Annotated in this window: 26 protein-coding genes; 5 read left to right on the forward strand and 21 right to left on the reverse strand. The window is 59.1% G+C overall.

Annotation, left to right across the window (positions count from 1 at the left end; all coding sequences use genetic code 11):
- Positions 1 to 17: 17 nt before the first annotated feature.
- From VFG26_RS04210 to VFG26_RS04250, 9 genes are all read right to left on the reverse strand, one after another.
- The gene (locus tag VFG26_RS04210; RefSeq protein WP_325022554.1) at positions 18 to 701 is read right to left on the reverse strand and encodes a chemotaxis protein CheX; all 684 of its coding nucleotides are present in this window, start codon (positions 699 to 701) and stop codon (positions 18 to 20) included.
- Complete coding sequence (locus VFG26_RS04215; protein ID WP_325022556.1) at positions 701 to 1,087, reverse strand: response regulator; 387 nt, start codon at positions 1,085 to 1,087, stop codon at positions 701 to 703. The genes VFG26_RS04210 and VFG26_RS04215 overlap by 1 nt, the downstream gene beginning before the upstream one ends.
- Before the next feature lie 215 nt (positions 1,088 to 1,302).
- Positions 1,303 to 2,934 carry a chemotaxis protein CheA gene (locus tag VFG26_RS04220; protein ID WP_325022558.1) on the reverse strand — a complete coding sequence of 544 codons (1,632 nt, stop codon included), beginning with the start codon at positions 2,932 to 2,934 and terminating at the stop codon, positions 1,303 to 1,305.
- Positions 2,931 to 3,782: a CheR family methyltransferase gene (locus VFG26_RS04225; protein ID WP_414653256.1), complete on the reverse strand. Its 852-nt coding sequence runs from the start codon at positions 3,780 to 3,782 to the stop codon at positions 2,931 to 2,933. The genes VFG26_RS04220 and VFG26_RS04225 overlap by 4 nt, the downstream gene beginning before the upstream one ends.
- On the reverse strand, positions 3,770 to 4,876 hold the full coding sequence (gene cheB / locus VFG26_RS04230; RefSeq protein WP_325022562.1) for a chemotaxis-specific protein-glutamate methyltransferase CheB: 1,107 nt from the start codon (positions 4,874 to 4,876) through the stop codon (positions 3,770 to 3,772). Before cheB ends, VFG26_RS04225 begins: the two co-directional genes overlap by 13 nt.
- Positions 4,873 to 6,303, reverse strand: a complete 1,431-nt coding sequence (locus VFG26_RS04235) for a chemotaxis protein CheW (RefSeq protein WP_325022564.1) — start codon at positions 6,301 to 6,303, stop codon at positions 4,873 to 4,875. The genes cheB and VFG26_RS04235 overlap by 4 nt, the downstream gene beginning before the upstream one ends.
- Positions 6,304 to 6,306: 3 nt before the next feature.
- Positions 6,307 to 8,253 (reverse strand): methyl-accepting chemotaxis protein, encoded by a 1,947-nt coding sequence (locus tag VFG26_RS04240; protein WP_325022566.1) that lies wholly within the window; start codon positions 8,251 to 8,253, stop codon positions 6,307 to 6,309.
- 736 nt (positions 8,254 to 8,989) lie between these two features.
- A complete protein-coding gene (locus VFG26_RS04245) occupies positions 8,990 to 9,178 on the reverse strand; it encodes a DUF3606 domain-containing protein (RefSeq protein ID WP_325022568.1) in 189 nt (62 codons plus the stop codon).
- Between the two features lie 21 nt (positions 9,179 to 9,199).
- The gene (locus VFG26_RS04250; protein ID WP_325022570.1) at positions 9,200 to 9,412 is read right to left on the reverse strand and encodes a hypothetical protein; all 213 of its coding nucleotides are present in this window, start codon (positions 9,410 to 9,412) and stop codon (positions 9,200 to 9,202) included.
- A 278-nt stretch (positions 9,413 to 9,690) separates the two neighbouring features.
- Here VFG26_RS04250 and VFG26_RS04255 point away from each other — a divergent pair, with 278 nt between their 5' ends.
- The gene (locus VFG26_RS04255) at positions 9,691 to 10,011 is read left to right on the forward strand and encodes a hypothetical protein (RefSeq protein ID WP_325022571.1); all 321 of its coding nucleotides are present in this window, start codon (positions 9,691 to 9,693) and stop codon (positions 10,009 to 10,011) included.
- A 12-nt stretch (positions 10,012 to 10,023) separates the two neighbouring features.
- On the opposite strand, the gene VFG26_RS04260 is transcribed toward VFG26_RS04255, so the two are convergent.
- From VFG26_RS04260 to VFG26_RS04310, 11 genes are all read right to left on the reverse strand, one after another.
- Complete coding sequence (locus tag VFG26_RS04260; protein WP_325022574.1) at positions 10,024 to 10,311, reverse strand: hypothetical protein; 288 nt, start codon at positions 10,309 to 10,311, stop codon at positions 10,024 to 10,026.
- Between the two features lie 122 nt (positions 10,312 to 10,433).
- Positions 10,434 to 10,607, reverse strand: a complete 174-nt coding sequence (locus tag VFG26_RS04265; RefSeq protein ID WP_325022576.1) for a hypothetical protein — start codon at positions 10,605 to 10,607, stop codon at positions 10,434 to 10,436.
- A 72-nt stretch (positions 10,608 to 10,679) separates the two neighbouring features.
- Positions 10,680 to 11,030 (reverse strand): four-helix bundle copper-binding protein, encoded by a 351-nt coding sequence (locus VFG26_RS04270; RefSeq protein WP_325022579.1) that lies wholly within the window; start codon positions 11,028 to 11,030, stop codon positions 10,680 to 10,682.
- Positions 11,031 to 11,306: 276 nt separating this feature from the next.
- Positions 11,307 to 11,570 (reverse strand): PepSY domain-containing protein, encoded by a 264-nt coding sequence (locus tag VFG26_RS04275; RefSeq protein ID WP_325022581.1) that lies wholly within the window; start codon positions 11,568 to 11,570, stop codon positions 11,307 to 11,309.
- Positions 11,571 to 11,732: 162 nt separating this feature from the next.
- Positions 11,733 to 12,791, reverse strand: a complete 1,059-nt coding sequence (locus tag VFG26_RS04280) for an FAD:protein FMN transferase (RefSeq protein WP_325022583.1) — start codon at positions 12,789 to 12,791, stop codon at positions 11,733 to 11,735.
- The gene (locus VFG26_RS04285) at positions 12,772 to 13,581 is read right to left on the reverse strand and encodes a DUF4198 domain-containing protein (protein ID WP_325022585.1); all 810 of its coding nucleotides are present in this window, start codon (positions 13,579 to 13,581) and stop codon (positions 12,772 to 12,774) included. Before VFG26_RS04285 ends, VFG26_RS04280 begins: the two co-directional genes overlap by 20 nt.
- Before the next feature lie 29 nt (positions 13,582 to 13,610).
- Positions 13,611 to 14,123: a DUF2271 domain-containing protein gene (locus VFG26_RS04290; protein ID WP_325022587.1), complete on the reverse strand. Its 513-nt coding sequence runs from the start codon at positions 14,121 to 14,123 to the stop codon at positions 13,611 to 13,613.
- An 11-nt stretch (positions 14,124 to 14,134) separates the two neighbouring features.
- Positions 14,135 to 14,788, reverse strand: coding sequence for a PepSY-associated TM helix domain-containing protein (locus tag VFG26_RS04295; protein WP_325022589.1), 654 nt, complete (start codon positions 14,786 to 14,788; stop codon positions 14,135 to 14,137).
- Complete coding sequence (locus VFG26_RS04300) at positions 14,788 to 15,585, reverse strand: tetratricopeptide repeat protein (RefSeq protein ID WP_325022591.1); 798 nt, start codon at positions 15,583 to 15,585, stop codon at positions 14,788 to 14,790. The genes VFG26_RS04295 and VFG26_RS04300 overlap by 1 nt, the downstream gene beginning before the upstream one ends.
- On the reverse strand, positions 15,582 to 16,265 hold the full coding sequence (locus VFG26_RS04305; protein WP_325022593.1) for a Fe2+-dependent dioxygenase: 684 nt from the start codon (positions 16,263 to 16,265) through the stop codon (positions 15,582 to 15,584). The genes VFG26_RS04300 and VFG26_RS04305 overlap by 4 nt, the downstream gene beginning before the upstream one ends.
- A 74-nt stretch (positions 16,266 to 16,339) precedes the next feature.
- Positions 16,340 to 18,772, reverse strand: a complete 2,433-nt coding sequence (locus VFG26_RS04310) for a TonB-dependent receptor (RefSeq protein WP_325022595.1) — start codon at positions 18,770 to 18,772, stop codon at positions 16,340 to 16,342.
- 473 nt (positions 18,773 to 19,245) lie between these two features.
- On the opposite strand from VFG26_RS04310, the gene VFG26_RS04315 reads away from it, so the two are divergent.
- The 3 genes from VFG26_RS04315 (at position 19,246) to VFG26_RS04325 (ending at position 24,347) form a co-directional block, all read left to right on the forward strand.
- Positions 19,246 to 21,636, forward strand: a complete 2,391-nt coding sequence (locus tag VFG26_RS04315; protein ID WP_325022598.1) for a glycosyltransferase — start codon at positions 19,246 to 19,248, stop codon at positions 21,634 to 21,636.
- A 402-nt stretch (positions 21,637 to 22,038) separates the two neighbouring features.
- A complete protein-coding gene (locus VFG26_RS04320; protein ID WP_325022600.1) occupies positions 22,039 to 23,676 on the forward strand; it encodes an ATP-binding protein in 1,638 nt (545 codons plus the stop codon).
- Complete coding sequence (locus VFG26_RS04325; protein ID WP_325022602.1) at positions 23,673 to 24,347, forward strand: response regulator transcription factor; 675 nt, start codon at positions 23,673 to 23,675, stop codon at positions 24,345 to 24,347. The genes VFG26_RS04320 and VFG26_RS04325 overlap by 4 nt, the downstream gene beginning before the upstream one ends.
- Before the next feature lie 305 nt (positions 24,348 to 24,652).
- On the opposite strand, the gene VFG26_RS04330 is transcribed toward VFG26_RS04325, so the two are convergent.
- Positions 24,653 to 24,937 (reverse strand): hypothetical protein, encoded by a 285-nt coding sequence (locus tag VFG26_RS04330; protein WP_325022604.1) that lies wholly within the window; start codon positions 24,935 to 24,937, stop codon positions 24,653 to 24,655.
- A 451-nt stretch (positions 24,938 to 25,388) separates the two neighbouring features.
- Between VFG26_RS04330 and VFG26_RS04335 the strand changes: the two genes are divergently transcribed.
- Entirely contained in the window at positions 25,389 to 25,829 is a 441-nt protein-coding gene (locus VFG26_RS04335) for a hypothetical protein (RefSeq protein ID WP_325022606.1), read from the forward strand.
- The last annotated feature ends 12 nt before the right edge of the window (positions 25,830 to 25,841 follow it).

Raw genomic sequence — 25,841 nt, forward strand, 5'->3', positions numbered from 1 at the left:
GTAACCGAGACGGGCTCCTAGATACGCGCGGCGCCCTCGGCGCTGTCGTTCATGACCGAACTAATGAATTCATCGAGAAGGATCCTGAGGTTTGACAGCGACGGCAGGTCCATCAGCATGGCGATGTAGCCTCTGATGTCGAGGTCCAGGATCGAGAAATTAATGTAGAGAAAGAGGACCAGTCCGTCGTCGCCTACTGGCGCGGGTTCGTTCGCATTGAAAAGCGTAGGGCCCGTTCCGCGCATAACTACGGGAAGTGAAACCGTCAGCGATTGTTTGAGGATGTTGGCCATCGTCGCAAGGCAGCCGTTGAGAATGATGTTGCCGGTCTCGGCCAGCGCTTCTTCCTCAATGTCTGTCGCTTCGGCAGCTGCCACATCGGGGCCGACGATCGCCTTGATCAGCTCCAAGCTCTTTGCCTGCGGAAAAATAAGCAGCGCTCTGCCCGAAAACGGTCCCGAGAAGGCCTGCTGGACCGCGACGAGGTTGTCGCCTTCGCGCTCTCCGACCAGAGCTGCGGCAGCTTTCCCGTCCATAACCTCAACCGAGGGGACAGACAGCAGAACTTGCTGGCCGATCATTTTGCGCAGGCTCGATGCGGCGCGGCTGACGCCGATGTTGGCAAGCTCGGCCAACGCATCGCGCTCGAGGTCGTTCAAGGTCAATTGCGCGTGGTCCTGATTGGGGAGTGTGGACACCATTAGCTATTGTCTTCAGCGGGTAAGGAAACGGCAGCGGCTTCGAGAAAATCCTGCAGGCCTTCCTGAGTCAGGGGCTTGGCGACGAATACGGCGTTGATCGCCTTTGCTGCGGCGACAACTTCGTGCTGGATATTGGCGGTGATAAGGGCAATAGGCATCGCCGGTCTTACTTTCCGCATTTCTTCGGCAAGTTCCACGCCGTTTTTTCCCGGCATATTGAAATCGATCAGCGCGACATCGACAGGATGTTTCGCGATCATCTCCAGCGCTTCATCGGCATTGCTTGCTTCGATGCGCTGCCAAGAAGGCTTTAGCGCAGTAACCGCTTTCGCGGCCACAATCCGCGCCAGTTTACTGTCATCTACAATCAAGACTGTGGTCGTCATTGGAACTCCAACTTGGGGCTGCCGCTCGAATGCTGCATATGGGCCCGTTTCCTTGAATTCGTGTGTCTATTGTAAGTATCAACCACGTCTTCACGACCGTGTCACGCGTGAGAGGGCGGTCTAGAGATCATCTTCTGAAGCAAGGTAACTGCCGCAGATCTATCCATTTTTCAGGGCTAAGGCATCTCGTTATTGGGGGTCCATAGAGTGATTGCCTATCCAATGAGCGCTGGAAGGTCGAGGACGAGGAGTACCCTGCCGTCGCCAAGCAGCGCAGTGCCCATGATCCCGGGCGTACCCGATAGCAAGCCCGTCAGAGGGCGGAGCACAATGTCCAGGCGTTCGCCAAATGCATCGACTTCGATGCCGACGCGCTGGTCTCCTGCACTCACTACGAGGATCCGTGCTTCGGCCCCTGTTCGGCCGGATTGGGGCAGCCGCAACAGGTCCGAGAGCGCGAGAAGAGGCAAGGTGCGGTCGCGGAGCACGAATGCCTGCCCATCCCTAATCGGCACGATCCCCTCACGGGCAATGCGGGCCGTCTCGGCAATGACACCGATCGGCACACCAAAAAGCTCCTCTCCTGCTTGGGTGAGGATGACGGTGGTGGAAAGTACCGCCTGCGGCAGCAGCATCTGAACGGTCGTGCCCGCGCCCAAGGTGCTCGTAACCGAGACGCGCCCGCCGAGGCCGGCAATGGCCGTCCTCACCGCATCCATTCCGACGCCGCGGCCGGACATGTCCGTCACGGTCTCTGACGACGAGAAGCCGGGGAGGAAGATGAGTTCAGCCGCTGCAGCGTCATCGAGGCTGTCAATGATTGCGGGGCTCAGGAGGTTTTTACGCTTCGCTGCCGCGCGCAAGCGCGAGGGATCGAGGCCCGCCCCATCGTCGGAAACGGAAATCACGATCTGATCGCCCTCCGGGCGCGCTTCCAGCGTAATGCGCCCGCTCAGCGGCTTCCCCGATTGCCTGCGGATTTGAGCGGGCTCGATACCGTGGTCCACAGCGTTGCGCAGGATATGCAGCAGCGGTTCGAAAAGGCCGTCGACAATCGACTTGTCGGCTTCGACGCCGCCGTCACGAATTTGAAAATCGATCGGCTTGTCGAGCTTCGAAGCAGTGTCCCGCATCCACCGGGGAAAGCGCCCGAAAATGCGCGAAAGGGGTGTCATGCGAAGCGCCATGACTGCCCTGTTGATGTCATTTGCCAGGCGCTCGACGCCCGAGGCGTTCGCCGCAAGCGCGCCCGCGAACGGGGATTCTGCATCGCTGGCTTGGGCGGCCAGGTGCGCCAAGCTGTTTTTGGCAACGATGAGTTCGCCGACAAGGTCAACCAGGGCATCGATGCGGGCGGCATCCACTCTGACGGTTCTAGCGCCGCTCTCAGCGCTCGCGCTGGCGGCTACCGGCGCTTCATCAGGAGCCGTTGGCGCTCCTTCATCCGGCTCGCCGGCGCCCGCAAAATCGGCCGACAACATGCGGCTCAGACTGCGTCCCTCGCGCTCTGCACTGGGTGGAAGCTGTCCGGTTTGCGCGATTGCTTCGATCCAGCGTCCGCTTGCATCGATGCATCCCAGCAACGCGTCGATGGCGGCGCGGTCGATCTGCGTTTGTTTTGATCTGAAGGACCCCAGAAGATCCTCAGCGGCGTGAAGGACGGCGCTCATGGGCTCGAGGTCAAAAAGCGCGACCGAACCTTTAAGGGTGTGGACGGCGCGAAAGAGGCTGTCCAGGCGTGCCGCGTCGGAAGGCGACCGCTCGAGCGCCAGCAAATCATCGGACGCTTGCGCAACGAGTTCGCGCCCTTCGATCAAAAATTGTTCGAGTAGCTCCTCATCCATCATTTGGGCGCCCGCTGATAAACGATGGCGTCTTCAAATCGCCGAGTTCGGAAGCGATCGGAAATACGGGCCATCGATTCGCTGTGCCCGAGGCATATGAAACCGCCGGGATTGGTGGCTTCATAGATGTTTTCGACAGCGGCGCGGCGCGCGGCATCATCGAAATAGATGAGCACGTTGCGACAGAAGATAACGTCGAATTTTCCCTGCATTCGCATCGATCCGGCGTCGACGAGGTTCGTCTCTGTAAATTTCACCGACTCGCGCAGGTCCTGGATGATCTGGTCCGTTCCGGGTGCGATGGCCTGGAAATAACGCTGAACCAACTCTTTCGGCAAACGTGCCAGGGCGCGCTCGCTGTAGATCCCGACTGCCGCTTCCGCCAGCGCTCGGGTATCGATATCGGAGCCGACGATTTCGATATTGTAAGCATCGACGAGGCGCCAGTTCTCAAGGAGCCAAATGGCGATCGAATAGGGTTCTTCACCGGTTGAGCAGGGCATCGACCAGATGCGAACGAGGTCACCGGGTCCGCGCGTTTGAACGATTTCGGGAAGCAGGGCTTTGCTGAGACAGCGAAGCTGGTTTTCTTCCCTATAGAAATAGGTCTCATTGACCGTGAAAGAATTGATGAGCTGTTCGGCCTCGGCGCCTCCATTGAGGAGCAGGTTGAAGTATTCGCCAAACGTTTTCAGGCCGACGCTGCTCATGCGGTCGGCCAACCTGCGTTCGATGTAAAATCGCTTGCTTTCGCCATATATGAGGCCGCTGCGCTTATAGACGAACTGGCATAGCCTGTTGAGGTCGTCCGGGCTCAGCGCCGGAATGGAAGCTCCGCTCATGCCGCCCATTCCTTCAAATGGGCTGCGATCTTGTCGAGCGGGGTCACGACGGCCGCGCCGCCGCGCTTGACCAATTCGCCGGGCATTCCCCAGACGACTGCGGTTTCTTCGGATTCAGCAATCGTGCGGCCGCCTTCGGCTCGGAGTTGCGCCATGGCCGCTGCGCCGTCATCCCCCATACCCGTCATCAAAACGCCTATCGTTCGTTCTGCCCCGATGAGGTGGACAGTCGTCTCCACAAGGCGATCAACGCTCGGGTGCCAGCGGTGTTCCGGAAGGGGCGGTGCGGAGGTTACGTACAGGGACTCTCCGCGCGCCATCATCACGATATCAGCGTCGCCTCGTCCGATATACACATTGCCCGGTTCAAGCGGCAGCGCGCTCGCCACCTCCTGCACATGTAACGCACACAGACGATCAAGGCGGCGGGCAAGTGGGCCGGTGAAAGTTGCCGGCATATGCTGCGCGATAAGGACCGGCCAGGGAAAGTTTGCGGGAAGCGCCGATAGCAGTACGTCGAGCGCGGGAGGGCCTCCCGTTGAAGCTCCGACGACGACGACGCATTCCGTTTGAGGACCAGCGGTCTTGAATGGCTTAGCGGGCTTGGGCTGCGGCCTTTCGATGGAGGGTACGGGCGGGGCCGGCTGTTTCGCAGCGAGAGCTGCGGCCCGGAGACGAACGCGCTCTGTCAAACGGTGGCTCGCGCGAAGGCGTGTTTTGACTGCTGAGCGCACCTTTTCGAGCAGAACGTCTCGCAATTCGCCGATCGCGAGCGAAATCGCGCCTTCCGGTTTGGTGACAAAGTCCACGGCGCCCAAATTCATGGCTTCGAAGGTTTTGTCTGCGCCGTTGCCCGTCAGCGAAGAGACCATGATAACGCGTGTGGGCCGTTCCAACATGATGCGGTCGAGGCACGTCAGGCCATCCATGTTGGGCATGTGCACATCGAGCGTCACCACGTCAGGGCGAAATTCGTGCACCATCGCGAGGCCCTCGACGCCGTCACGCGCGAAGGCAACTTGAAAACCTTCTTCTGCTTCGAAAATATTGCCGAGCAGGCGGCGCATGAGCGCCGAGTCGTCGACGACCAGAACTTTGATCACTGGTTGGGCGCGGCCTCGGAAACATTGGTGATGCTTTCCAAGAACTCGCGCTCCGCCCGGTCGAGCAACGCTTTGGGATCAACGAGAAGGATCATGTGTCCTTCGCGCTCGATCATCGCCACCCGGTCGATGGCGTTGCCGGTCTGCGTCGCAAGCTCCGGGGCCGGTTCCAGTTCATCGGCGGGTACCGTCAGCACTTCCGAGACCTTGTCGACGAGGAATCCGGCTTTCAGACCATCGACAGTCACCACAATGACGCGGCGGTAGCTTCCGTTTTGGGAAGACGTTTCCACTGCGAAGCGTTGGCGTTGGTCAATCACCGGTACGGCTTTGCCGCGCAAGTTCATCAGCCCTTTGACAAAGGGCGGCGCGACGGGAACGCGTGTCAGATTCTCCGGGCAGCGGACGACCTCGTCTACCGCTTCGATGGGCAACCCGTAGTACTCGTCGCTAAGCTGAAAAACGACGAACTGTTCGCCTACAGCCAGTTTCTCTTCGCCGCTCTTCATGGGCGTGGATCCTCGTTCGGCGGCGGCCAGTACCCGGTCTACGGTCTCAGAATCAAAAAGCTTTGCCGGATTTAGAATGGAAATCAGCCTGCGTCCTCTACCCAATCGGCAGATCGCCTCGATTTGCGCCTCGCCCTTAGCACGCGTGAGGACAGGAGGCACGGGGTCGAGCGCATCGGGCGCAATGCGCACGATCTCTCTCACGCCATCAACGACGACGCCTACGAGCGCTTCGCCCAACTGAACTAGGATGACGCGGGACGTCTTCTGATCGAGTTCGGACGGTGGAAAGCCAAGAAGAAAGTGCAGTGACACGAGTGGCACGAGGGCGCCATCGACTTCGGCGGCGCCCAGCATGGCCTGATCCGTACGCGGCAAGCGCGCGATGGCTGAGGGTAGCAGAGTCACTCCTGCTATCCGGTCGATGCCGAGGGCAAATTCCTGCCGGGCGATCGTGAAGGAAACGAACACCAGTTCGTTCTGAGCCTCATCTTCGGCCTGGGCGGGAGACGTGCCCCGCGCCACGAACTGGCGGTCGCGCGGCGCGTGAAGCTGGAAATTTGCGGCGAGCAGGGCATCGACATCCAGCAAGCTGACGTCTGACGACCTCGATGCCGTTGCAACTTTGTCGACCAGCAGTCCGACCATGGACTTGCGCCGGATCATGATGATCCTGGAGGCGGCAGACGTTGCTGACCGCTCCTTGCCGAGCAAAACGTTGGCGGACACCACAGGCGCGACGGTGCCGCGAAAGTTTGCAACGCCCAGCAACTCAGGAGGGCTGTGCGGAACGCGGGTTATGGCACCTGGGCGGACGATTTCGACGATGCTGTTAAGGGGCAAGGCGAAGCGTTCGCCCGCTGCTTCGAAAACAAGGACGTTTGCATCGCCGTGCTCGTGGTCGGATGTCTCGCTCATCGATCAGGATTTCACGCCTTCGAGCTCGTCCGCGAGTGCAGCGATCTCTTCGATGGCGGCGGCAAGTTCCTCCGCGCCCTTGGCTTGCTGGCGCGCAGCAGCAGCGGATTGGGTAGCGGAATTGCCTGCTTCCTCACTGGCGGCCGCGATCTGTTGCGTACCGGCCGATACCTGCTTTGCCGAATTGAGGATGGCTTCCGACGCGGTGAGGAGTTCGAGCGATCCCTCGCCGAGATCTGCGAGGTCGGACTCGACGAGCGCAAGCCGGTCCAGCACGGTCCTGTTCTTCCGGATCGCGGCTTGCGATGCGGCCGACATCTGTTCCAGATCGCGGCGAACGGCCGATATCTGGCTTTGGATGGCGACGGCAACGTCCTTCGCGCGGGCGGCGCTGTCGGCTGATTGACGCGACAAGTTGCGGATATCGGATGAGACGACGGCGAAGCCGCGGCCATATTCCTTGGCTCTTGCAGCTTCCACCGAGCCGCTGACCGCCAGCATGTTCGTTTGGACGGCAACGAGCGTGATGGCATCGACGATCTTCTCGATCCGGCGGCCGGAGACCTCGAGCGCGCTCAGTACCTTGCCGACTTCGAGCGTTTCATCGAGAGCTGCCGATATTCCCTGGCTCAGCGCAACGACGGCTTCGCGATTGGCCTTGACGATTGGCGCCAAGGCCGCGGCCTGGTCAGACGCGTCGGACGCCGATTTCCGGAGCGCCGCGGCGCTGCTTTCGATCTGGTTCATCGCGGCGCTCGATTGCTGAGCAGCAGCGGCCTGAGCTTGCGCGCCAAGGCTGATCTGATCGGTCGCCACGAGAATTTCGCCGGCGGCCGCGGACAGCTCCTGCACGGTTGCGGACAATTCCTCGGCGGCCGCTGCGAGCTGTTCGGCGCTTGTTGCGGCTCCCCCCGTTGCATTGCGCAGACCATCCGCGAGGCGGGCCAGGTCGTGCGCCGTCGCCTGACTTTGGTCCAGCGCCTTGGTCTGCTGTTCGATCGCACGCTGTGCCTGGGCAGTTGCGGCAGCCTGCTCCTCAGCAGCGCTCGAGACGGATTCGGCGCCGCGCTGAGCTTCTATCGCGGCGGCCTCCGCCAGTTCGGTTGCGCCCAAGATCGAGCGGCTGCCGTCAACGAAAGCCTGGATATCCTGGCGAATGACGTTAAGCGCGCCAATGACGTCGCGGCCGGCCTGGGAATCCAGCTGCGCTTTTTCCGCTCCGGCTTTGATGCGGGCGACGACGGTTCGCACTTGTGAGGAAATGGATTCGGCCAGTTCCTGCACGTCGCGGGCATGTTTCTCGGAGGATTCGGCGAAAGCGCGGACTTCGTCGGCAACTACCGAAAAGCCGCGGCCGTGATCACCGGCTCGTGCTGCTTCGATTGCTGCGTTCAGTGCCAGAAGGTTGGTCTGATCGGAGACGTCCGCGACCGTGCGGGTGATCTCTCCAATGTTTGCCGCCTGCGTTTCAAGTGTGGCGACGACGTCGACCGAGCGGAGCTGGCGATCGGAATTCTCCTGCACCGCCTCAACCAGCTGCTCGATCTGGGCGCCAGATTCCGTCAGCAGAGCTTGCAGCGCTTCGGCCTTGCTGCTCGATTTGTCGGCGCGGGCCCGCGCTTGCGTAAAAATCGCACTCAGACTGTTCACCGCAGCGTTCGATTCCTGCGATGCGCCCGCGGCCTGCTCCGCCGCGGCGGCAATCTGCTCGAGCGAGCGCCGGAGTTCTTCAGCTGCGGCGGCCGCTTCGGTGATCCCGGCTGCAAGTTCCTCCGTCGCGGTTCCTATGCGTTCGGCCGCTTGCTCATGCCGCGCGCGCGTCCTGGCACGCGCACGCCGGTCGGCGGTTTCCATGCGCTGCCGATAGGTGGAACCCGAAGCCGGCTCTTCCGGTTTGGCTGCGGGAGCAGCCTGCTTCGAAGAGAGAGCCGAAGTTTTAACCAACGCCATTGAACCCCCGGGAGGCTATTCGCCTGATTAGTCGTAAGCGCAGCAAATTAGCATTTCTGCGCAGTCGGCACATCGGGCAGGACCCAGCGTGCCGAGAGTTTGGTTACCGAGCATAGGGCGAAACCGTTGGAGAATTGCCAACGGATGCGGCGCCTGCCAGATACCGCCGCATAACGACGGTAATCTGAGCAGCGTCAGGTTGCGAAGGCCGGCACAGGGCCGGCGAGCCCCGCCGCTCGCCGAGATGTGTTAATGCGCGGCAGGGCGATATCGTTCCATTCAAATTGAGAAAAAGTTTTAGCGACAAATAACGTCGTTAAGAATTGAAACCTGCGCCCTGCTTTCCGGTATCTTAGCCAGCGGTCTCGTAGAGCTTGCAGACGGGACCGGCGAGCTGAAGAAATTCAGCGGAGCCCCGCCCGTTTTCGGCCGGGGCTCTCTTTTTTGGTGCGTGCTGCACTGCACGGCTAGTTCTGCGGCCCTCGGGAACGCTTGCTTCGGCGCGGCGTAATGCATGCGTACGTGAGAGAAGAGCAACATCACGCAATGTCCTCAATGCCGCGCGAGGACAAATAAACGGCGGAGCCCTCTGGGCGAAACGCCGTATCGCACCGGAGGAGACCCCGCGTGTGAGGAGCCTCGGATCCATCCGGGGCTCTTAATTTTTGGTCCGCTGGCCGCCAGGATCTTGGTCAGGCGGCGGCTGAGAGGTGGCGAAGAAGCTGTTGGCCTTGCGCTACTTCCGCTTTGCCTTGAGGTAGGCTCCAACCTTCTCGACGTTATTGGATCCAACGGCGCGGATTGCTCCTGCCAAACCTTGCCCGGTCACGCCGAACTTTTTCTTCCAGTACTGAACTTCGTAGGGTTCGTTCATGGCAATACGCGTACGGTCCTGTTTGCCTTTCTTTGCTTTGTTATCGGCCATCTCAGCACCTATTCTTTTTTGTTAAGCCGCCTGTGCTTGCCGGGGCGTGCGGCCTATCAGGATGTCGGCAAGCCGGTCCGGATCGCGTTCGCCGGTATCGACGGCAGCAAACAGCCGGCGGACCATTGTGGGGATAGAGATCTTCAACTCACACTCGGCGGCTTCGCAAACTGCGCGGTCCAGCACGGCGTAAAAGCCGGCAAGTTCCTCAGCCGTGTATCCATGTGTTTTCATCGGCGTCCCTCAGCGGTGAGCTCCTGCCCCCAGAGCCCCTGTTGAAGAACGTAGATGCTGAATCCCGGTTCCATATTTTTTTTAAGACAGTGGAACGGGTTGCATGCGGCCGGGCGGACTCGACGCCGCAAATCGAGGGCTGTTTATCCACAAGGGGAGCTGCGGGGTGGCCGTTATTAACGTGTGATCCACGTCAAAAACCGGCGGAACGGCATCGTGCCCTTTTGCAGACCGGTTCCTGCAGGAAGCAGAGTACCGGAAAAGAAGGAGGGCCCTAGATGCTCCGGCAAGCACTGCAGCGGGTAACCGCGCGCACAACCCGATCAGAGACGGATGGCGATACGGACGACATATCGTGGCGGGTGGGAATCTTCGCTCTCGAGCGGCTTCGCCCTGATCCTCAAAGTTGGCTTACGCCCAATGTGCTCTGGGCCGACTATTCGCTGTGGTGCCGGCGCAGGGAAGTGACGCCGCTTCCGGTCGAGGATTTCCTGGAGAAGTTCGACGATGCGGCGGCGACCCTTGGGGTTCGCAAGATGCGGGCGGGGAATACCGTCGGCTATGCGCAGGTATCGCTTAGACCGCAATTCAACGCTTGACGCGGGATGGCTTCAAGCCTTCCACACGACGCTTTCATTCCGGCGAATGGCAGCTTTTGCATGATGAATGCAGGCGTTGTGTATCGCGCGGCGGTGCATCAAATCGAACATCGTCCGTGTTTTGATATCCGTGGGCCAATCCGATTCAGCGACAAACGTTACGCGGCGTGTCAGCTCGCGCACGATTTCGTTCTGCCACATTAACGCATCTTCAAGGGTATAGGCGTCGAGCGCTTCTTCGCAGCAATACTCAAGCCACGCGATGTCGCCGCGCGTCGGACGACTGGTACTCTCACTCATCACTGCCTCCACCGGCTTGATACTGCAGACGCGGACGGGAAGGGATTGGTTCCGGCGGTAGCCAGCGATGACGCCAGTCTACCGCCGGTGATCTAAATCATCCGATGGCGCAAGGCTGAGGCTCAGGGCGCGTAGCCAACGCCGGATGTGCCAGAGTCCGGTGTCATGGCCGCGTCGGCGGTTACCGAAGCGGTAATCGGATTGCGCGCCGCCAATTCCAGCTCTGTCAGTGAATAGGCGCTCAACGCCATGAAGGAAAAGATCAGTAACGAAAGCCCTGCCACTAACGATTTCATTCGCTCACCCTCGCCAAAGTCGGCGTCGTAACGAATTTCGATGGCGTTAAGTTCCTATTCCTTCGCTGCGGGCTAGGCCGCTTTTTGCAAGTTTGCGCTCATCTTGTCGCAAGTTTCAGCGCAGGCACGGCAGGCGTCTACGCACTCCTGCATATCGCCGACTTTTTCGCAGCTCGTGGCGCAGGCCCGGCAAATTTCAGCACATGCCCGGCAGACGTAGACGTGTTCTCGGATGCCCGTCAGAAGCACGGCGGCGGACGCTTTGCAGATTTCCGCGCACGCCATCATCAGGCGGAAATGATCGGGCTCCGTGTGCTTCCCGCCTGCCTCGAGGCAATGGTTCATGGCCATGTTGAAACATGTCGTGGCGCACGTCTGGCAACGCTCGGCACATTCCTGCATTTCGGCGCTCAGCTTTCGCATCTCTATCTTCCTCCGTTGCGGTAGGTTTGGTTGGGTAACCGCATAGAGAGGGAGGGGTTGCGAGTGCTCTGCTGATGAAGGGGTCAAAGCCGGTGGGTGGAACGCTAGCAAAGTTCAGATGGATTGCGGGTTCGCGCAGCTGCGCTAAGGCTCTCGGGCTGAGACGTCAGCTTAACGTAGAAATGGCCCACTTCTTGATGACAGTGAGCCATTCGCCGACTTATTCGAAGCTTTCAATGGCGAGACTGATCTCCTCGATCCTCCCACCAAAGATTTTTAGTCCTCGATTTCTTCCTTGGTGATGGCGCCGCTCCGCGGGTCGACATGGAATTCCATGATCTTCCCATTCTTCACGCCTTTGCCTTCCCAGTAGCCGTCATCGGCGTGGACGCCAGTCACGTTGCTATAGCCGGCCGCTTCAACTTTCTTGATGACCTCTTCTTTGGGCATCCAATCCGCACCCGGAACGTCGTCGCCAGCCAAGGCGATGCCGCCCGTTGCGAGAAATGCTGCCAAAATGAGAGATATTGTTCTTTTCATGGGGTCGGTCTCCGGGGACACAAAAGGATCAGAATGAACATCCTTGCCGGATGATAAGTTCCGGGTGCCGCTTCGGCCAGCTATTTGTGCACTTGTTGCGCTGCGATGATGCGCGGAATTGCTGTGGTCAATCGCGGAGCGATGAAGCCCGAGAGTGCAAGGTCAGGCCATGGCCGCCATGGCGGGCGACATGATCCGGCGCAATTGCACGCCGTCGCGAATGACGAACAAAGCTGCAATTTCGCTGCGTTCCGCATATGCAAGGCCGTCGACGGGACCGAGCACCATCAGTGCGGTGGCGAGTGCGTCCGCCTGCATACAGGACTGCGTTACGACGCTGACTGATGCGAGGCGGTTGGTAAGCGGCAGTCCGGTGCGCGGATCAAATGTGTGAGCGAAGATCTTGCCGTCGGCCTCGATCCAGCGGCGATAGTCTCCCGAAGTTGCAACGGAGAGGCCGTGCAAAGCGATCATGAACTCATCGGATGATTGAGGTCCCGGCCGGCCATCGGCATCAGGCGATTCCAGCGCAACCCACCAAGGCTGGACGCCTTCTTTGAAGCCTTCGCCGCGCAGTTCGCCGCCGATCTCGATAAGAAAATTGCGGATGCCTTGGCTCAGTAAATCTTCGGCGATTTTATCGACCGCAAATCCTTTCGCAATCGCCGAAAAATCCAGATAGGTGCCACCGGGCTGGTGCACGCGGCGGTTTCCGAGATCGAGTAGCACGCGCCGCCAACCGATCGCGGATCGGGCCTCGGCCACGACCTTGGCGGGAGGAACCTGATAGGCATTTGTCACGGGACCGAAGCCCCATGCGTTGATCAGATGGCCAACGGTCGGGTCGAATGCGCCGCCGGTGTCGGTCGCAATTTCGATTGCGTTCTGCAGAACATAAAAGAAGTCATCGGGAAGGTTCTGCCAGTGTCCCGCAGGCGCCCGGTTGAAAACACTGATGTCAGATGAAGGCAGCCAGGTACTCATTTCGGCATTCACCGAGTCGAGGCTGGTCAGAATGCGCTGCTCTATTTCATCGGCAATTGCGCCATCAGGCAGCACGAGCTTCGCGGTCCATGTCGTTCCCATGGTCTTGCCATGGAGGACCGTCATGGTTCCACTGTGCCGCCTGTCGTCATCCGGCGGCACAGTGATTTGGTGAGGTACGAGAACCGTACGCATCTCGTTGACGGCGCTGCCGATGTTATTCTGGAAGAACTTCAAACGTCGCCGCGTAGGTGAGGCGGCGTTCTTTTGCTTCCTTGACGGTCGCCTTGCCGTCTGTCGCCTCGGCTTCGATCCAGTACATGCCGGGTTCAGCCCACGTCACCGCGAATTTGCCGTCCTTGTCCGTGGTGGCCGTCTGTTCTTCGGGCTTCGTCCGATAGCGCTCGCCGCCGCGCGCGATGGCGACCTTCAGATCAGCGGCCGGTGTACCATCGATATGAAGGATGAAGGTGGCCGTCGATTTTGCGAAGAGATCGTTGGGATGCGTGACCGGGATAAGTTCAAGGCCCTGGCCTGAAGGCTTCAGCGCAACGTCGTTGGGCTTACCAGCCGTCACAAACGTCTCGAGGCGGCGAAGGTTTTGCGTGACCTTCAGGTCTTCGGCTCCCGCTGGAATTTCGCTTGCGAGGTTTTCGGCCTTGCCGCGCCAGCGCTTCCTTTCACCCTTGTCCTTGTAGCTGGCGGAGACGCCGTCAGACACGACTGCCAGCTTATAGGTGCCGGGGTTAGCGAGATGGACATCGAACGTGCTGCGGTATTTTCCCGTAGATGGGTTCTGGGGATTGACCGTGCTGCCGTCCGGTGCCGTCACGACAAGATTGTCGAGACGCAGCGGCTGGTGCTCGAAATTGAAGAGGCCGTTCGAGACTGCGGCGTCAACGGACACCCACGCATCGTTGCCGGACAACACGGTGGCAGACGGCAGAAGCCATGCGCGATGGGCATGCGCGGAGACAGGTAGCGCGAGCGCGAGGGCAAGCGTGGACCACTTGAGCAGCGGCTTCATGGAGATACTCCGTAATTTTTGAGGTGAAACTAGTCTTTGATCGCGACTGAGACCGCACCGAGTTCGCTCTCGCCTTTTGCCTCGAGCTTGGTGGATTGATCTAGCGGCCACTGGAAGGGAATGCGGAGAACCTCGCGCCCGCCGACCTCGCGTGCGGCTTCCACCACGAGTTCGTATTGGCCGGGGGCCAAGTCCTTGAGCAACGCATTATCGCTCGCGAATTCTAGCGTGTGCGTCCCCACAGGGCGCGTCGCGCCCGTGACGCCGTCGATTGGAACCGTCAGATCGCGGCCTGCGCGCCGCCACCATTGACGCAAATCGGCGAGCCACTTCTCGCCTTCGTTCTTGTTGTTGTTGATTTCGTACCAGACAGCGAGATTTGCCGCGACCGAGTGATCAGGCCGTTCGATCCAGACCGCGACGTAGGGGCGATGGTATTCAGCCACGTCGAGCTTCGGGATTTCGACCTGCACTTGCAGATCTGCGCCGAGTGCCGGACCCGCAAGAAGCCCCGTCGCTCCCAATGTAACCCAAATTCTCATGGCGTTCCTCTTCAGTGGATCAGGAAGATTGCGATGGCCAGCGGTACGGCGATGCCGAAGCCGACCAATGGCCATGTCGACGGCCGGCTCTTTGCGAAGAGCTGCAAGAGAATGAGGCCTGTGATCGAAAACACGATGCAGGCGACGGCGAATACGTCGATGAAAAGGCTCCACATCGCGCCGGCGGTGCGGCCCTTGTGGAGATCGTTGAAGTACGAGATCCAGCCGCGATCGGTCAGTTCGGAGCTCGCGGCGCCGGTCGTGCGGTCGATGCTGAGCCACCCGTCGCGGCCTGGGCGCGGGAGCGAAACGTAGACTTCATCGCTCGACCACTCGGCGCTCCGACCGGCGAGAGCAATGCCCATGTTTGCCTTTGCCCAAACGCTAACTTCCGCGGGTAGCGGCGCTTTCTTGTCGGCTGGATCGGCCTTCAGATATTCGAGAATGCTGGGAGGAACCGTTCCCTCATTACGCGTGACAGCCGCCTTCGAGGAAATCAACGCCGCGTGATTGAGCGTGAGGCCCGTCAATGCGAACAACAGCATTCCGGTCAGGCTGATGGCGCCGCTGATCCAGTGCCACTGCTTGATCTGCCGCATCCATTCGGCGCGTCTGTTGGAGCGCGCGATCCGTTGGGCTGGCGTCAGCTTGTCGCTCGCGGCCATTACGTTCTACCTTTTTCGAAAGTGAGCGCCGCTTGCCGGATCTCGGTGATTGTTGAGTTGCGAAGCATCTCCACCGCTTCACGAACGAAATCGTCCGGCGCGGCGGCGAGAGATTTAGTCAGCCATAGGACGGCCTCACCGATACGGCCTTCGCGGCAGAGATAGCGGCTAAAGTGAAATTGCCCGCGGAAGCAGCCGCGATTCGCAGCGCGGTAATACCACTGCATTGCTGAGTGAGGTTTTGCTTCGACGCCGCCCCAACCTTCTTCACGAAAGCGGCCCAGCATGTTCATGGCTTTTGCATTGCCCGCCCGCGCGGAATTCAGCAGCAGCGTGAGAGCGGCGCTGTAGTCGCGGGCCACACCTGCTCCGCTTACGAGCAGGCACGCGAGATTGAACTGCGCCCAATGATCCGATTTATCGGCCGCGCGTTGATAGCAACGTGCTGCTTCTACGAAGTCCAGAGTGACGCCCCAGCCGCGCTCGTAGCAGCGGCCGAGCATGTTGAGCGCAGCCGCGTCGCCTTCTCGCGCCGCGATCTGGAACCAGCGGAATGCGGCTTCGGGATCGCGCTCCGTGCCGTGGCCGGTGAGCAGCATATGGCCCCAGGCGCATTGGCTTTCGACTGACCCTTTGAGGGCTCCTTCGCGCGCGAGGCGTGCAGCTTCGAGCGGGTTCTTCACCCGTTGGCGGAGGTAATATTCGGCACTTACGTGTACGGGGACGCTACGCGACGTTCGCCACGTTTCGGGCGCCTGCTCGAAGTCGGCTTCGTCGAGATATTCGTCGAAACTCAAAGCTCGCCCCAGCGTCGCAAAAGATTGTGATAATGACTGGTAAGCGCGACGACGGCCCGATTGTTGTCCGGCAGCGATTGGCGAATTTCCATGATGGCTTTGTCGAGTTCGAAAAGCATCGTGCGCTTGCCGTCGTCTTTGACCATCGACTGGGTCCAGAAGAACGAGGCCCAGCGGCTGCCGCGCGTGATTTTCGTAACGCTGTGGAGGCTGGTCGATGGATAGACGACCATGTCTCCGGCGGGCAGCTTGATCGAATGGCGGCCGTAGGTGTCTTCGATCAATAGTTCGCCGCCGTCATACTCTTCGGGTTGCGACAGAAAGAGTGTCGAGGACACGTCGGCGCGCATTCTCGCACCGGTTCCGGGAATACCGCGAATGGCGCCATCGACATGAGCGTCGAAAGACATGCCGGTGTCGTAGCGATTGAACATAGGCGGCAAGACACGAAACGGCAGCGCGGCGGCCGTGAACGTCGGGTTCCTTGCCAGGGCGCGGAGCACGATTTCCCCTACTTCGCGGGCAGCCGGCGAGTCCTCCGGAATTTGAAGGTTATGCTTGGCTTTTCCTGCCTGCTCTCCGGCAGTTACCTTGCCGTCGACCCAACTGGCCTCTTCGAGAATTTTGCGACTTTGAGAAATTTCTTCGGGCGTAAGCACTCCCGAGATGCGGACGAGCATTCCTTCTTACTCCGTAACACCACATGGAGGGCGCAAGGTGCGCCCTCCATGTGACTTGGATGGTCAATCGACGATCAGAACTTCACGCCTGCGGTGAACGTGACTGATCTGCCGGCGCCTGGCGTTGCGCGTGATGAGGACGCGTTCGAGCCCTGGAAGAAGCTGTCGTAATAGAGCTCATCCGTCAGATTGTAGCCGTTGAGCGCAAAGCGATAGCGGTCGATCTCGTAGGAGATCAGGCCGTCGAAGACCAGTGTTTGCGGGATCTTGTTCGTCTCGTCATTGCGGATGAACATGTCTTGCGCGTAGGTGACGCCACCGCCGACAAGGAGCTTGCCTGGCACGTTTATCAGCGAAGCCACGTCATACGTTGTCCAGAAGGATGCGGCGTTCGCCGGAACGCCCGGAACTTCATTGCCGACGATAGTTGAATCTGCCGCGGATCTTATCTCGGATGCCATGTGCGTGTAGGCCGCCGCAACCATCCACTTGTCGGTGATCATGCCGTTCATGCCGATCTCGACGCCCTGAACGCGCTGCTCTTCGCCCGATTGAACGATGCTGCCGTCGGGCTCGGAGTAGTAGGCATTGGCTTTGTCGACGCGGAACGCGGCGGCCGTGAGGCCCAGTCTGCCGTTCAAAAGCGACCACTTGGCGCCGACCTCATATGATTCGTTCTCTTCCGGCTCGAGGGTATCCTGACCGGGGTTCGTACCAATGGGGTTGACGCCCTGAGTGATGAACTGGCCAGCGGGTGAAGCAGATGTCGCCCAGGACACGTAGTAGGTCTGCTCTTTGGTCGGTTCCCAGATCGCGCTCAGCTTCGGGCTCCAGAAGTTGGTGTCTGAACTCAGCTCCGGGTTCCAGGCGCCCGTCGTCGTATCCGTATTGGTGTAGTTGGCGTGATAGCTGTCCCAACGAATACCGCCGAGCAGCGAGAACTCGGGCGTCAGCCACATGCGGTCGCTCGCGAAGAAGGCGTAGTTCGTGGCATCTGCCGACTTCTTGTTGAGCGGATTGGGCACGATGACGTAGTTGTCGCTGTCGTAGTTGGGATTCTGGATGGTCCCGGGGATCTTCGTCGCGGGCAGGCCCGTAACAGGATCAACGTAACGCTTCGCTATGCGGTCGTCTGCCTGATAGAACACGTCGATGCCCGCCACAGCCTCGTGGCGGAAGCCGCCCAAGTTCAGCTTAGCGGTTGCCGTCGTGATGTTCTGAATGCCCCAGCTTTCCTGATTGTAGGAGGCGCCGCCGCCGGCACCGAATGCATATGGTGCGTCACCCGTTGAGAAGAACGGATCATTGCACGTTGCCTCGGCGCACGTCGCGGGCGTTGTGGTGATATCGCGATCGAAGAATTCCAGGCGCGTATCGTTGCTGATCGTCAGCCACGGATTGATCCTTTTCGTCAAACGTGCCGTCAGCATGTCGACCGTGGTCTCGTCGCGATCGGTGTCCTTGCCATAGTAGTTGGATCTCGGGACGCCGAATTCGGTCGCGGGAAGTCCAACCGTGCTCCCAGGCGCGCGCAGGAATGGCACGCCGAAGTCCGGCCGGCGATCGTTTTCCTGGTGGAGATAGTTGACGTGCAACTCCGTGTCCGTCCCAAGGCCAAAGCCGATCGAGCCGAGGAAGCCCCAACGATCGGAATAGACGTGGTCGCGATCGGCAACGTCCTGATCGTGGTACATGCCAACGGCACGCGCGGCTGTCGTCGCGTTAATTTGCTTGTTCACATCGACGACAGAGCGGAAGAGCGAATCCGAACCGACCGTGATTTCCGCGCTGCTCGCGTCGCCCAGATGAGCGTTCTTCTGGCGGAGGTTGATCGCACCGCCGGTGGTGCCCATGCCGAAGCTTTCGGATGAGGGCCCTTTCAGCACGTCGACCTGCTCGAAGGCGAAGCTGTCGCGCACGTAGACGCCGAAGTCGCGGAGGCCGTCGACATAGAGATCCCCCTTGGCGTCGAAACCGCGGATGCGGAATTGGTCGCCGTTAAAGCCGCCGTTGCCTTCTCCAATCGATACGGTGACGCCCGGTACGGTCCGCAGTGCCTGATCGATGGTCGTCAGGTTTTGCTCTTGGATCTGCTGTTGCGACACGACATTCACAATCTGCGGCGTGTCTTGATAGGTGCCGGGAAGACGGCTGAGGCCGGTGCCGGACTGGAGCGTGTTGCCGCTCGCCGGCGTCACGCTGGAGCCCGATCCCTCGGCGCTGGTTGCCGGTAGCGGCGTTGAAGGCTCAACCAGACCCTCTGTCTCAGAGGGAGGTGCTTTCTTTTGAGCAACCTTTTTCTTTTTCGGCTTTTGCGATTTTGACAGGACTTCGACGGGGGGCAATGAGGTTTCCGCCGGCTCCGCCGTCTGCGCGCTCGCGCCACCGGCAAGAAGTGCGGATGCGATCCCCAGCGACAACGCGCCAAGGCCGGCCTGCTCTGCTTTTCCGGTCTTTGACTTTACGAGCGCGCTGCTCCAGCCCTGCGCCGATTCATGCCCCAACATTCTAAGAAGCCCCCCAAATCTATTCGATCCCCTGGGATCGCCCAGAAATCTTGGCTGGCGTGCTGCTGGCTACGTGAAAAGCTGACGCGATCTTATGTGTACGAGTAGAAAAGCGTACTATTTGAGTCAACTTCTAAATCTCGGAACAGTCTGCGACCTATGAAGCGGCGAAGTCGGTTGGCTGGCGGTCGCGCTCATCCGCTCGTCAAGGCGCCTGAACTAACGGCCGACAGTTTGCTTTCGTGAGCTTCATTTGGCGTTGATGCCTGCCCGCTTTGAAGGCGCGTCAGGGTCCGTTAAGTGGTAGCCGACGCCCGCGGCTTGGGTCCGCACAGCTCAATGGCTTCGTGGGTCATCCCGTCGATGTCGCAAAGCTGCTGCAAGGGTACTCCTCGCAGGCTTGCTTCCCTGAGTTGGTCAAGTATGACATATGGCCTAAGCCATCGTCGACTGGCTCATTGGGGGAAAGTAGTTTGCACTTCGACGCGATCAACGTTGTGGATACTTCACGTGGAGAGGCTAGTCGGCCTCTTGTTTCGATTTTAATGCCAGTGTTCAACGAGGAGAAGACGGTCGCCCAGGCGCTCGAGTCAGCGCTCTTCCAACGTACGAATTTTGAGTTCGAGGTCATTGTTGTAAACGACTGCTCGACGGACGAGACGTCCGCGATCGTCGAAACGTATCACCGTTCCTTTTCAAATTTGCGAGTTCTGAACAACGAGCAAAATTGCGGGAAGGGCGTTTCGGTGATGCGGGCGTACGCTGCTGCGCTCGGCAAGTATTTTCACGTTCTTGATGGGGACGATATCTTTGTTTCTTGGGACAAGCTTCAAAAACAGGTCGACTTTCTGGAAGGCAACGACGAATTTTTCGCAATTGGGCACAATTCTGCGATTTTGCATCCTGAGGAAAAACTGGCTTTCGTTAGTCCTCACATCGTTCCGCGAGACGTCTCGTACAAAGACTGCGTAGCAAACCGCATTTACTGCCACACGTCTTCTTATCTGTTTAGGAAGATTGGCTCCGAGCTGCCAAATTATTTCGCTAAGAAGTTTATGCGGGGCGATACGGCGCTTTTCTTTTATCATGCATTCAAAAGCAAATTAAAGGTCCGATATGTACCGGACGTCTCAAGCCTCTATAATTTCCATGGCAACGGTCTTTGGTCCAGCTTGGAGCACGACGAGAGAAGCGAGATAAATATTGGCTGTCTTGAGTGCTTGCGCGATGATGTTGTGGCCGACCCCGAGTCGGAAGAGCATGGAGCACTGCAAAAGCGAATTGACTTCGTCAGGCAGGCCTCACCCGCCGGCATAGCGGGTAGAAAGACTGCGTCGCTCGATCAATTGCTGAGCTTCTGCGGCAAGACTGCATCGCGCGTGTTTGTCCCGGAGGTCCGCTCGGCGGCCTTCAAAGGCATGTATTCATTTCAAGCTATCGATCAGCTTTGTGAGTTGGCGGGCCGGCTTACGATGTACGGTAAGGATTACCGGCTCGCGCATCGCAGTTTTGACGAGAAGCGGGCGGTGTTCCTCGTCTCCGGCCTCGTTCCGGACGGCGGAGGCATTTTCAAGGAAATCAAAGAGCTCATTGCGATACTTCTGAAGGCTGGCTTCAACATCAGTATTTTTTCGTCTTCAAGAATCGCCACAGATCGCTCGATTATCGATGAGCATTTCAATGACCCTCGAATCGAATATTGGTCCGCTGATCCCAAGGCGCCGCCGTCGAAGCAACTCGAGTCTCTGATCGATAAGCTTTGGCACTCCGCTCCAGGCCGCATATATCCGTTCGTGACGCATCACGATGCGGTTCTGAGCGCCTCGCTTCAAAGAGGTCTCGGCGGCCAAATCATTTTGGATTTTGTGTATGATCACGGTCTCTCATTTGCCGTTCACAACACTTCCATCGACAAGATAATCGTCAAGACGCGAAGCCAAGCCGAGGCTCTGGCCAGTCGCATAGACCCAGATAAGTTCGTCTTTGTTCCCCCCTTCATTGTCGACAAGTACAAGCGAAATCCATACGTTCCGCTGCGTAATGGCAGGTTGACGACCGCGTCGGCTGCAGCCCGTCCATACAAGGTGGAGAACGACTACCGATTTTCCTATTTCCGGATCATCTCTGACGTTCTCGCGACGACAGGCGGTGTGCACTATCATTACGGGCCGCTCAACGAAGAATACATGGCCTTGATCAAAAGTGAGCTAAGCCGCAACGGGATTGATCCGGCTCGCTTCATTCACATTCCCTGGGCGGATGATCTTGGCGGCTCGTTTTTGGAAAATGGGATTGATCTGTTTCTGGCGCCTTTCCCAGTTTGCTCGGCGAGAATTGCGATTGAGGTGATGTCCTGCGGCATCCCGAGCATGAATCACAACGCTGAGATGCCGTTGCTCCCGCAAGCGATAGATTTCACCGATCCCGATCAATGGACTTGGAATTCGTCGGAGGATCTTCTTCTGCAAGTAAGCCGGATGGATGCACCTGCGCTTGCCGCGAAGTCGGATAGTGCAAGACGGTACTTTGTAACCCACAATGACTCGGACCTCGCGTCGTCTCATGTGCTGCAGATGACCGGTTTAGATTTGAAATTATCCGGCGGCCCTCTTTTTGAACTCGCAGACATTTGCAAAGCCGGTCTGATCGATCTCGATCGGACTTTCTACGGTGCCGTTCCCTCTGCCCCGGCACCTAAGCCCGCAGCTGCAATAGCGCCGCCGGAGCCTGTCACAATCTCTGAACCTGCCCCTCGGCGGACGGATGAGGATATTGAGAAAGTAGATGAGACAAGCTTTCTGGGACGGATCCGCCGTGTTCGGCAAAAAATCATAAAGATTTGGCAAGCATCATTGGCGGCGTGAGGCCGTTCGCACGCCGTTACATCCTGGCCGTCCTCTGGGCAGAATGAACCCGCGCCGATATCTGCTCGTGCCCGGGTGGGCCGGAGCCCAAATTGGGATCAGATTTTGAAGCGACCCGGCCTCGGGGCAAGACTTGAGCTTGCCTCGGTCCGGGAAAGAAGGGTTCGCTGTCGCGCGCCCGGTGGTCTTTCACTTATCCAAACCTCTTTAATCTCGGTATGTTTCGAGAGCTGAGCATTTATTAAAGGATGTTTATCTGGAATTGGGCCGAGGACGTCGGCGCGTATAGGGATTGTGCCTTCGCCAAAATCAGGCAGTTGCGCTTATCTCAGGGACCATCCGTAGGTGAGCCTCCGGTGACGTACGGAGTGGCGGGCCGATCGGCGGCGTAGGAGAGAAACGATGTCGCAAGAGGTCGTATCAGAACCAGCGTATGCCGATCGCATGGCCCGTATACAATCAGCTCCGATCTGGCTGACCGGCCCTGCCTTCGTCGCTGCCTACGTCCTCCTGGCCTGGTTGAGCATTATCTCCTCCGCGCCATCCTTCGGCATCGTGTCGTGGAGCCCGGAGATCGGCTTGGCATTTGCGGCCTTGCTGGTGTTTGGCGCACAGTTCTGGCCGTGGCCGGTTCTGGCTGTTGCGGCGTCGAATGTCGTCCTGAGAGAGCTTCCGTTCGCCGCCCAGCTCCTGTCGCCGCTCATCATCGGCGGTGGATATGCGCTGGCGATCAGCTGGTTGCAGCAATCGCGATGGCGCATCGACGTGAAGCTCACAAGCCTGCAAGATATCCTTACACTCGAAGCAACGGCGATTGTGAGTTCGGCGCTCGTCGCCATCGCCTCGATACTGCTGCTTCGTGCCTCAGACGTCCTGCCGCCCTCAGAAATCGCCTACAATATCTTCCGGTACGGCATCGGCGACTTGATTGGCATCTCGATCATCGCACCTTTCGCTCTGGTCATGGCGAACGAGAGGGAACTGCCGAAGCTCACGCTCGAAGCGGCGTTTCAAGGAATTGCAATCGTCGCAGCGCTCGTTCTGGCGTTCGGTTTCGCCAATCTTCCCCACTTCCGGCTGTTCAACGTCTTGTTCTTCCCGATCATCTGGATCTCTCTCCGCCACGGTCTCAAGGGCGCGACTTACGGGCTTCTTGGAACTGAGATCGGTCTCCTGATTGCGCTTCTGATGACCGGCCCGCCACCCGCAAGCCTGACGACCTACCAGTCATTGATGCTCGTCCTCGCGTTTACGGGGCTTGCGATCGGCGGGCTTGTCACGGAACGGCGCCGCATCGAACAAACGCTACGTCTCAATCAGGGCTCGGTTTCCGAGATCTTCAGGCTCGGCAGCGCCGGCGAGGTCACGACGGCCATCGCGCACGAGCTCAATCAACCTCTGACAGCGATATCGAACTACTCGCGTGTGGTGCAGGATTATCTGGTGAAAGGGGAGGGCGATCGCTCACTCGCCATCGAGGCCGCGACCAAGGTTGCGAGCCAAGTCGATCGCACCGCCGCGGTGGTCCGCAGCCTTCGCGACCTCATCAGGCTGGGACGCAGACAAGTCGCTGAACAACATCCCGCTCTTCTCGTCACGGAAGCGCTCGATCTTCTCGCGCCAAATCTTGCAAGGGCAGGCGCGGCGGTGAAGGTCGCGATTCCGCGTGACATTCGCACCGTTGCGGTCGATCGCCTGCAGATCGAGCAGGTGCTCATGAACATCATTTCCAATGCCGCCGATGCGATGAGCGAAAACGAGCCGGCAAGAGCGCGGGTGATCCATATCAGCGCCAGCAATACCGGTTCTGACCGGGTCGAAATCGTCATCAAGGACCGCGGGCCCGGATTTCCGGCAGGCTTTGACCTCCGCAAGTCAGGCATTCGCTCATCGAGCAAAAGAGATGGCTTAGGCGTCGGCCTGTCGCTTAGTCAGACAATTGTCGAAGGGCACGGCGGCGAACTCGTTTTGGAAAACGATAGCGAGGGTGCTGTCGTCCGTATACGATTGGATTCATTCCACAGGGAAGCCGTGAAATGACGCTAGCCGCAGCGGTTGCCATCATAGACGACGATGAACCGGTTCGGGATTCCGTCTCACTCGTACTCAGAAATTACGGGTTTCGGGTTAGCCCCTTCTTCTCTGCGACGCAGTTCCTTTCAACGTTGCACGGCGAAGAGCTTCCGTCGTGCATCGTTTGCGACGTCCGCATGCCGGGGCTTTCTGGCCTGGAGCTCCAGAAGGAACTCGCAAAGATGTGCCCGATGATTCCGCTGGTCCTCATTACGGGGCACGGCGATATCGCGATGGCTGTCGAGGCTCTCAAAGCGGGCGCGCGGGACTTCATTGAAAAGCCGTTCTCGCCTGACCGGTTGATCGCAAGCATTACGGCCGCAATCGGAGAAACGCAAAGCCAGCGCGATGAGGAGCAGGAGACCTTGCGCCTCGCCGCCCGCATCAATGAGCTCTCCGATCGCCAGAAGCAGGTCATGGATCTGGCCGTCAAAGGGCTTTCCAACAAGGAGATCGCGCTGGCGCTTAAGATCAGTCCACGCACGGTCGAAACCTACCGCGCGTGGGTGATGGAAAAGACCGGGGCCCGCAACATCGTCGATCTCGTCCGAATTGCCGTCCGGCTCGAAGGAAGGCACGTTTCCTCCGGCGCCGAACAGGGGCACTTACAGGGTGGTGCAGGCAGGGAGCCGACTTAATCCTTGTAAGCTGAGCAGAACGTCGAGACGCGAATATCGTTGTTCCCGCGGCAGAATTCGTCCGGCGTCTCATCTCGGTCGGACGAAATGCTGTCGGTAAGACGGCGATGCTGCTCGTGTGCAACTCGGGCCGCTTCGCGCCATTGGCAGAGGCTGGTCGCGATCCAACCTTCACGCGTAAGCTCGAAATCGCCATCGCAGAGCGCCCTCGCTTGCGCTGATGTCGCAAGCCCCACGGACAACAGACAGGCGAGGACAATTCTCTTCGGTCGATGTTCCACGTCACCACCACATCGGTCTTGGCATCAATTGTTATAGCTGGAGCAGTACGTGTCCGTTTCGATGTCGTTCACGTGCTTGCGGCAGAACTCATCGGGCGTTTCGTCGTTCGCACGAACAGTGTGGTGCGTGATGTGCTCGTGCTCCGAGTTTGCGACGCGTTCTGCCGCCGCGCGCTGGCAAGTGCGCGTTGCCACCCAACTTCCGTTGACGTTCTCGAAATCCCCATCGCATCTCACTGCAGCCTCCGCGGTGGTCGCGAAGGCGAGAGTGAGGATGGAGAAGGCCACTGCAGCTGAAGCTTTATGCATCGCTCAAAATCCCTAGAGAGGTGCTCATTTGGATGCTGCCGGACCGCGTCACTGCGATCGCGTGCACTCGCTAGGCTTGGATTTAGTGAGGGTCAAAGATCAGCGTAATTCCGCTCGGATGCCTCGGCGGAACAACGAACGGGCGATCACCTCCGGAGAAATACGGAGGCGATTGGGGAGGCCGAGAGCGCCACGATCATTTATAAGAAGTTGAATGATCACGTTCGCGAAGTCATCGCTGGCGAATAAGCAAATGAGAACTCCTTATTTAGCACGTCGCGTATCGGCGCTTATTGAACATTCATTAGCAAATGATAATTGCGGCTCGTAACGCAGCGTAGCCGGTCAGATCTTGTCATTTATCGAACCATGCAGTGTCCCAGCCGGGCAGCGCACGTGTGCGCTCGCGCTCTGCGACCACGCATGTCCAAAAAAGGGATGGAACAATCAGATGTCGAACAGAACCGGCTACCAAGGCATCCACCTGACAGGCAGCCTGCCGTTCGCCAACGCCGATGAGGTGTTCGACTTCATCGGATCCGAGTTGCAGCCATGGGTCACGCGCGTACCGGATGGGGAGACGGGCGAGCGCAAGAACTGGGTGCTGACGCAGTCGCGTCACTTCTTCGAGAACCCCGCGTTCGACATCGTCGACGCCACCGCCACGGTGGGCCGCAAGCTTGTGAAGATCAAGGATGGCGTGCGCCCAGAAGACATCTCGTTCCCGAAGTTCGAGTATGCGGAATTCGCGACGGACTCCTATCCGCTCTTCAAGAAGGCTAAGGCTGAAGGCCTCGATCCAGTGGGATCTGCCGACGGAACTCGTCACCATCCAGGGCTGGTTCCCGAACCCACTGCCGGACAAAGCTGCTGTTTACAGCACCATCGCTGAGGTGAGCTCTTG

The organism is Hyphomicrobium sp. (genome assembly GCF_035687085.1).
Lineage (GTDB): Bacteria > Pseudomonadota > Alphaproteobacteria > Rhizobiales > Hyphomicrobiaceae > Hyphomicrobium_B.

Coding starts and splice junctions, on each gene's coding strand:
- VFG26_RS04220 (WP_325022558.1), bottom strand. CDS start 2,934: ATGATGGATGAGGAGCTACTCGAACAATTTTTGATCGAAGGGCGCGAA.
- VFG26_RS04225 (WP_414653256.1), bottom strand. CDS start 3,782: ATGGGCGGCATGAGCGGAGCTTCCATTCCGGCGCTGAGCCCGGACGAC.
- VFG26_RS04255 (WP_325022571.1), top strand. CDS start 9,691: ATGCTCCGGCAAGCACTGCAGCGGGTAACCGCGCGCACAACCCGATCA.
- VFG26_RS04330 (WP_325022604.1), bottom strand. CDS start 24,937: ATGCATAAAGCTTCAGCTGCAGTGGCCTTCTCCATCCTCACTCTCGCC.
- VFG26_RS04260 (WP_325022574.1), bottom strand. CDS start 10,311: ATGAGTGAGAGTACCAGTCGTCCGACGCGCGGCGACATCGCGTGGCTT.
- VFG26_RS04270 (WP_325022579.1), bottom strand. CDS start 11,030: ATGCGAAAGCTGAGCGCCGAAATGCAGGAATGTGCCGAGCGTTGCCAG.
- VFG26_RS04295 (WP_325022589.1), bottom strand. CDS start 14,788: ATGGCCGCGAGCGACAAGCTGACGCCAGCCCAACGGATCGCGCGCTCC.
- VFG26_RS04250 (WP_325022570.1), bottom strand. CDS start 9,412: ATGAAAACACATGGATACACGGCTGAGGAACTTGCCGGCTTTTACGCC.
- VFG26_RS04265 (WP_325022576.1), bottom strand. CDS start 10,607: ATGAAATCGTTAGTGGCAGGGCTTTCGTTACTGATCTTTTCCTTCATG.
- VFG26_RS04310 (WP_325022595.1), bottom strand. CDS start 18,772: ATGTTGGGGCATGAATCGGCGCAGGGCTGGAGCAGCGCGCTCGTAAAG.
- VFG26_RS04325 (WP_325022602.1), top strand. CDS start 23,673: ATGACGCTAGCCGCAGCGGTTGCCATCATAGACGACGATGAACCGGTT.
- VFG26_RS04285 (WP_325022585.1), bottom strand. CDS start 13,581: ATGAAGCCGCTGCTCAAGTGGTCCACGCTTGCCCTCGCGCTCGCGCTA.
- VFG26_RS04235 (WP_325022564.1), bottom strand. CDS start 6,303: ATGAGCGAGACATCCGACCACGAGCACGGCGATGCAAACGTCCTTGTT.
- VFG26_RS04320 (WP_325022600.1), top strand. CDS start 22,039: ATGTCGCAAGAGGTCGTATCAGAACCAGCGTATGCCGATCGCATGGCC.
- VFG26_RS04215 (WP_325022556.1), bottom strand. CDS start 1,087: ATGACGACCACAGTCTTGATTGTAGATGACAGTAAACTGGCGCGGATT.
- VFG26_RS04240 (WP_325022566.1), bottom strand. CDS start 8,253: ATGGCGTTGGTTAAAACTTCGGCTCTCTCTTCGAAGCAGGCTGCTCCC.
- VFG26_RS04335 (WP_325022606.1), top strand. CDS start 25,389: ATGTCGAACAGAACCGGCTACCAAGGCATCCACCTGACAGGCAGCCTG.
- VFG26_RS04290 (WP_325022587.1), bottom strand. CDS start 14,123: ATGAGAATTTGGGTTACATTGGGAGCGACGGGGCTTCTTGCGGGTCCG.
- VFG26_RS04305 (WP_325022593.1), bottom strand. CDS start 16,265: ATGCTCGTCCGCATCTCGGGAGTGCTTACGCCCGAAGAAATTTCTCAA.
- VFG26_RS04210 (WP_325022554.1), bottom strand. CDS start 701: ATGGTGTCCACACTCCCCAATCAGGACCACGCGCAATTGACCTTGAAC.
- VFG26_RS04275 (WP_325022581.1), bottom strand. CDS start 11,570: ATGAAAAGAACAATATCTCTCATTTTGGCAGCATTTCTCGCAACGGGC.
- VFG26_RS04245 (WP_325022568.1), bottom strand. CDS start 9,178: ATGGCCGATAACAAAGCAAAGAAAGGCAAACAGGACCGTACGCGTATT.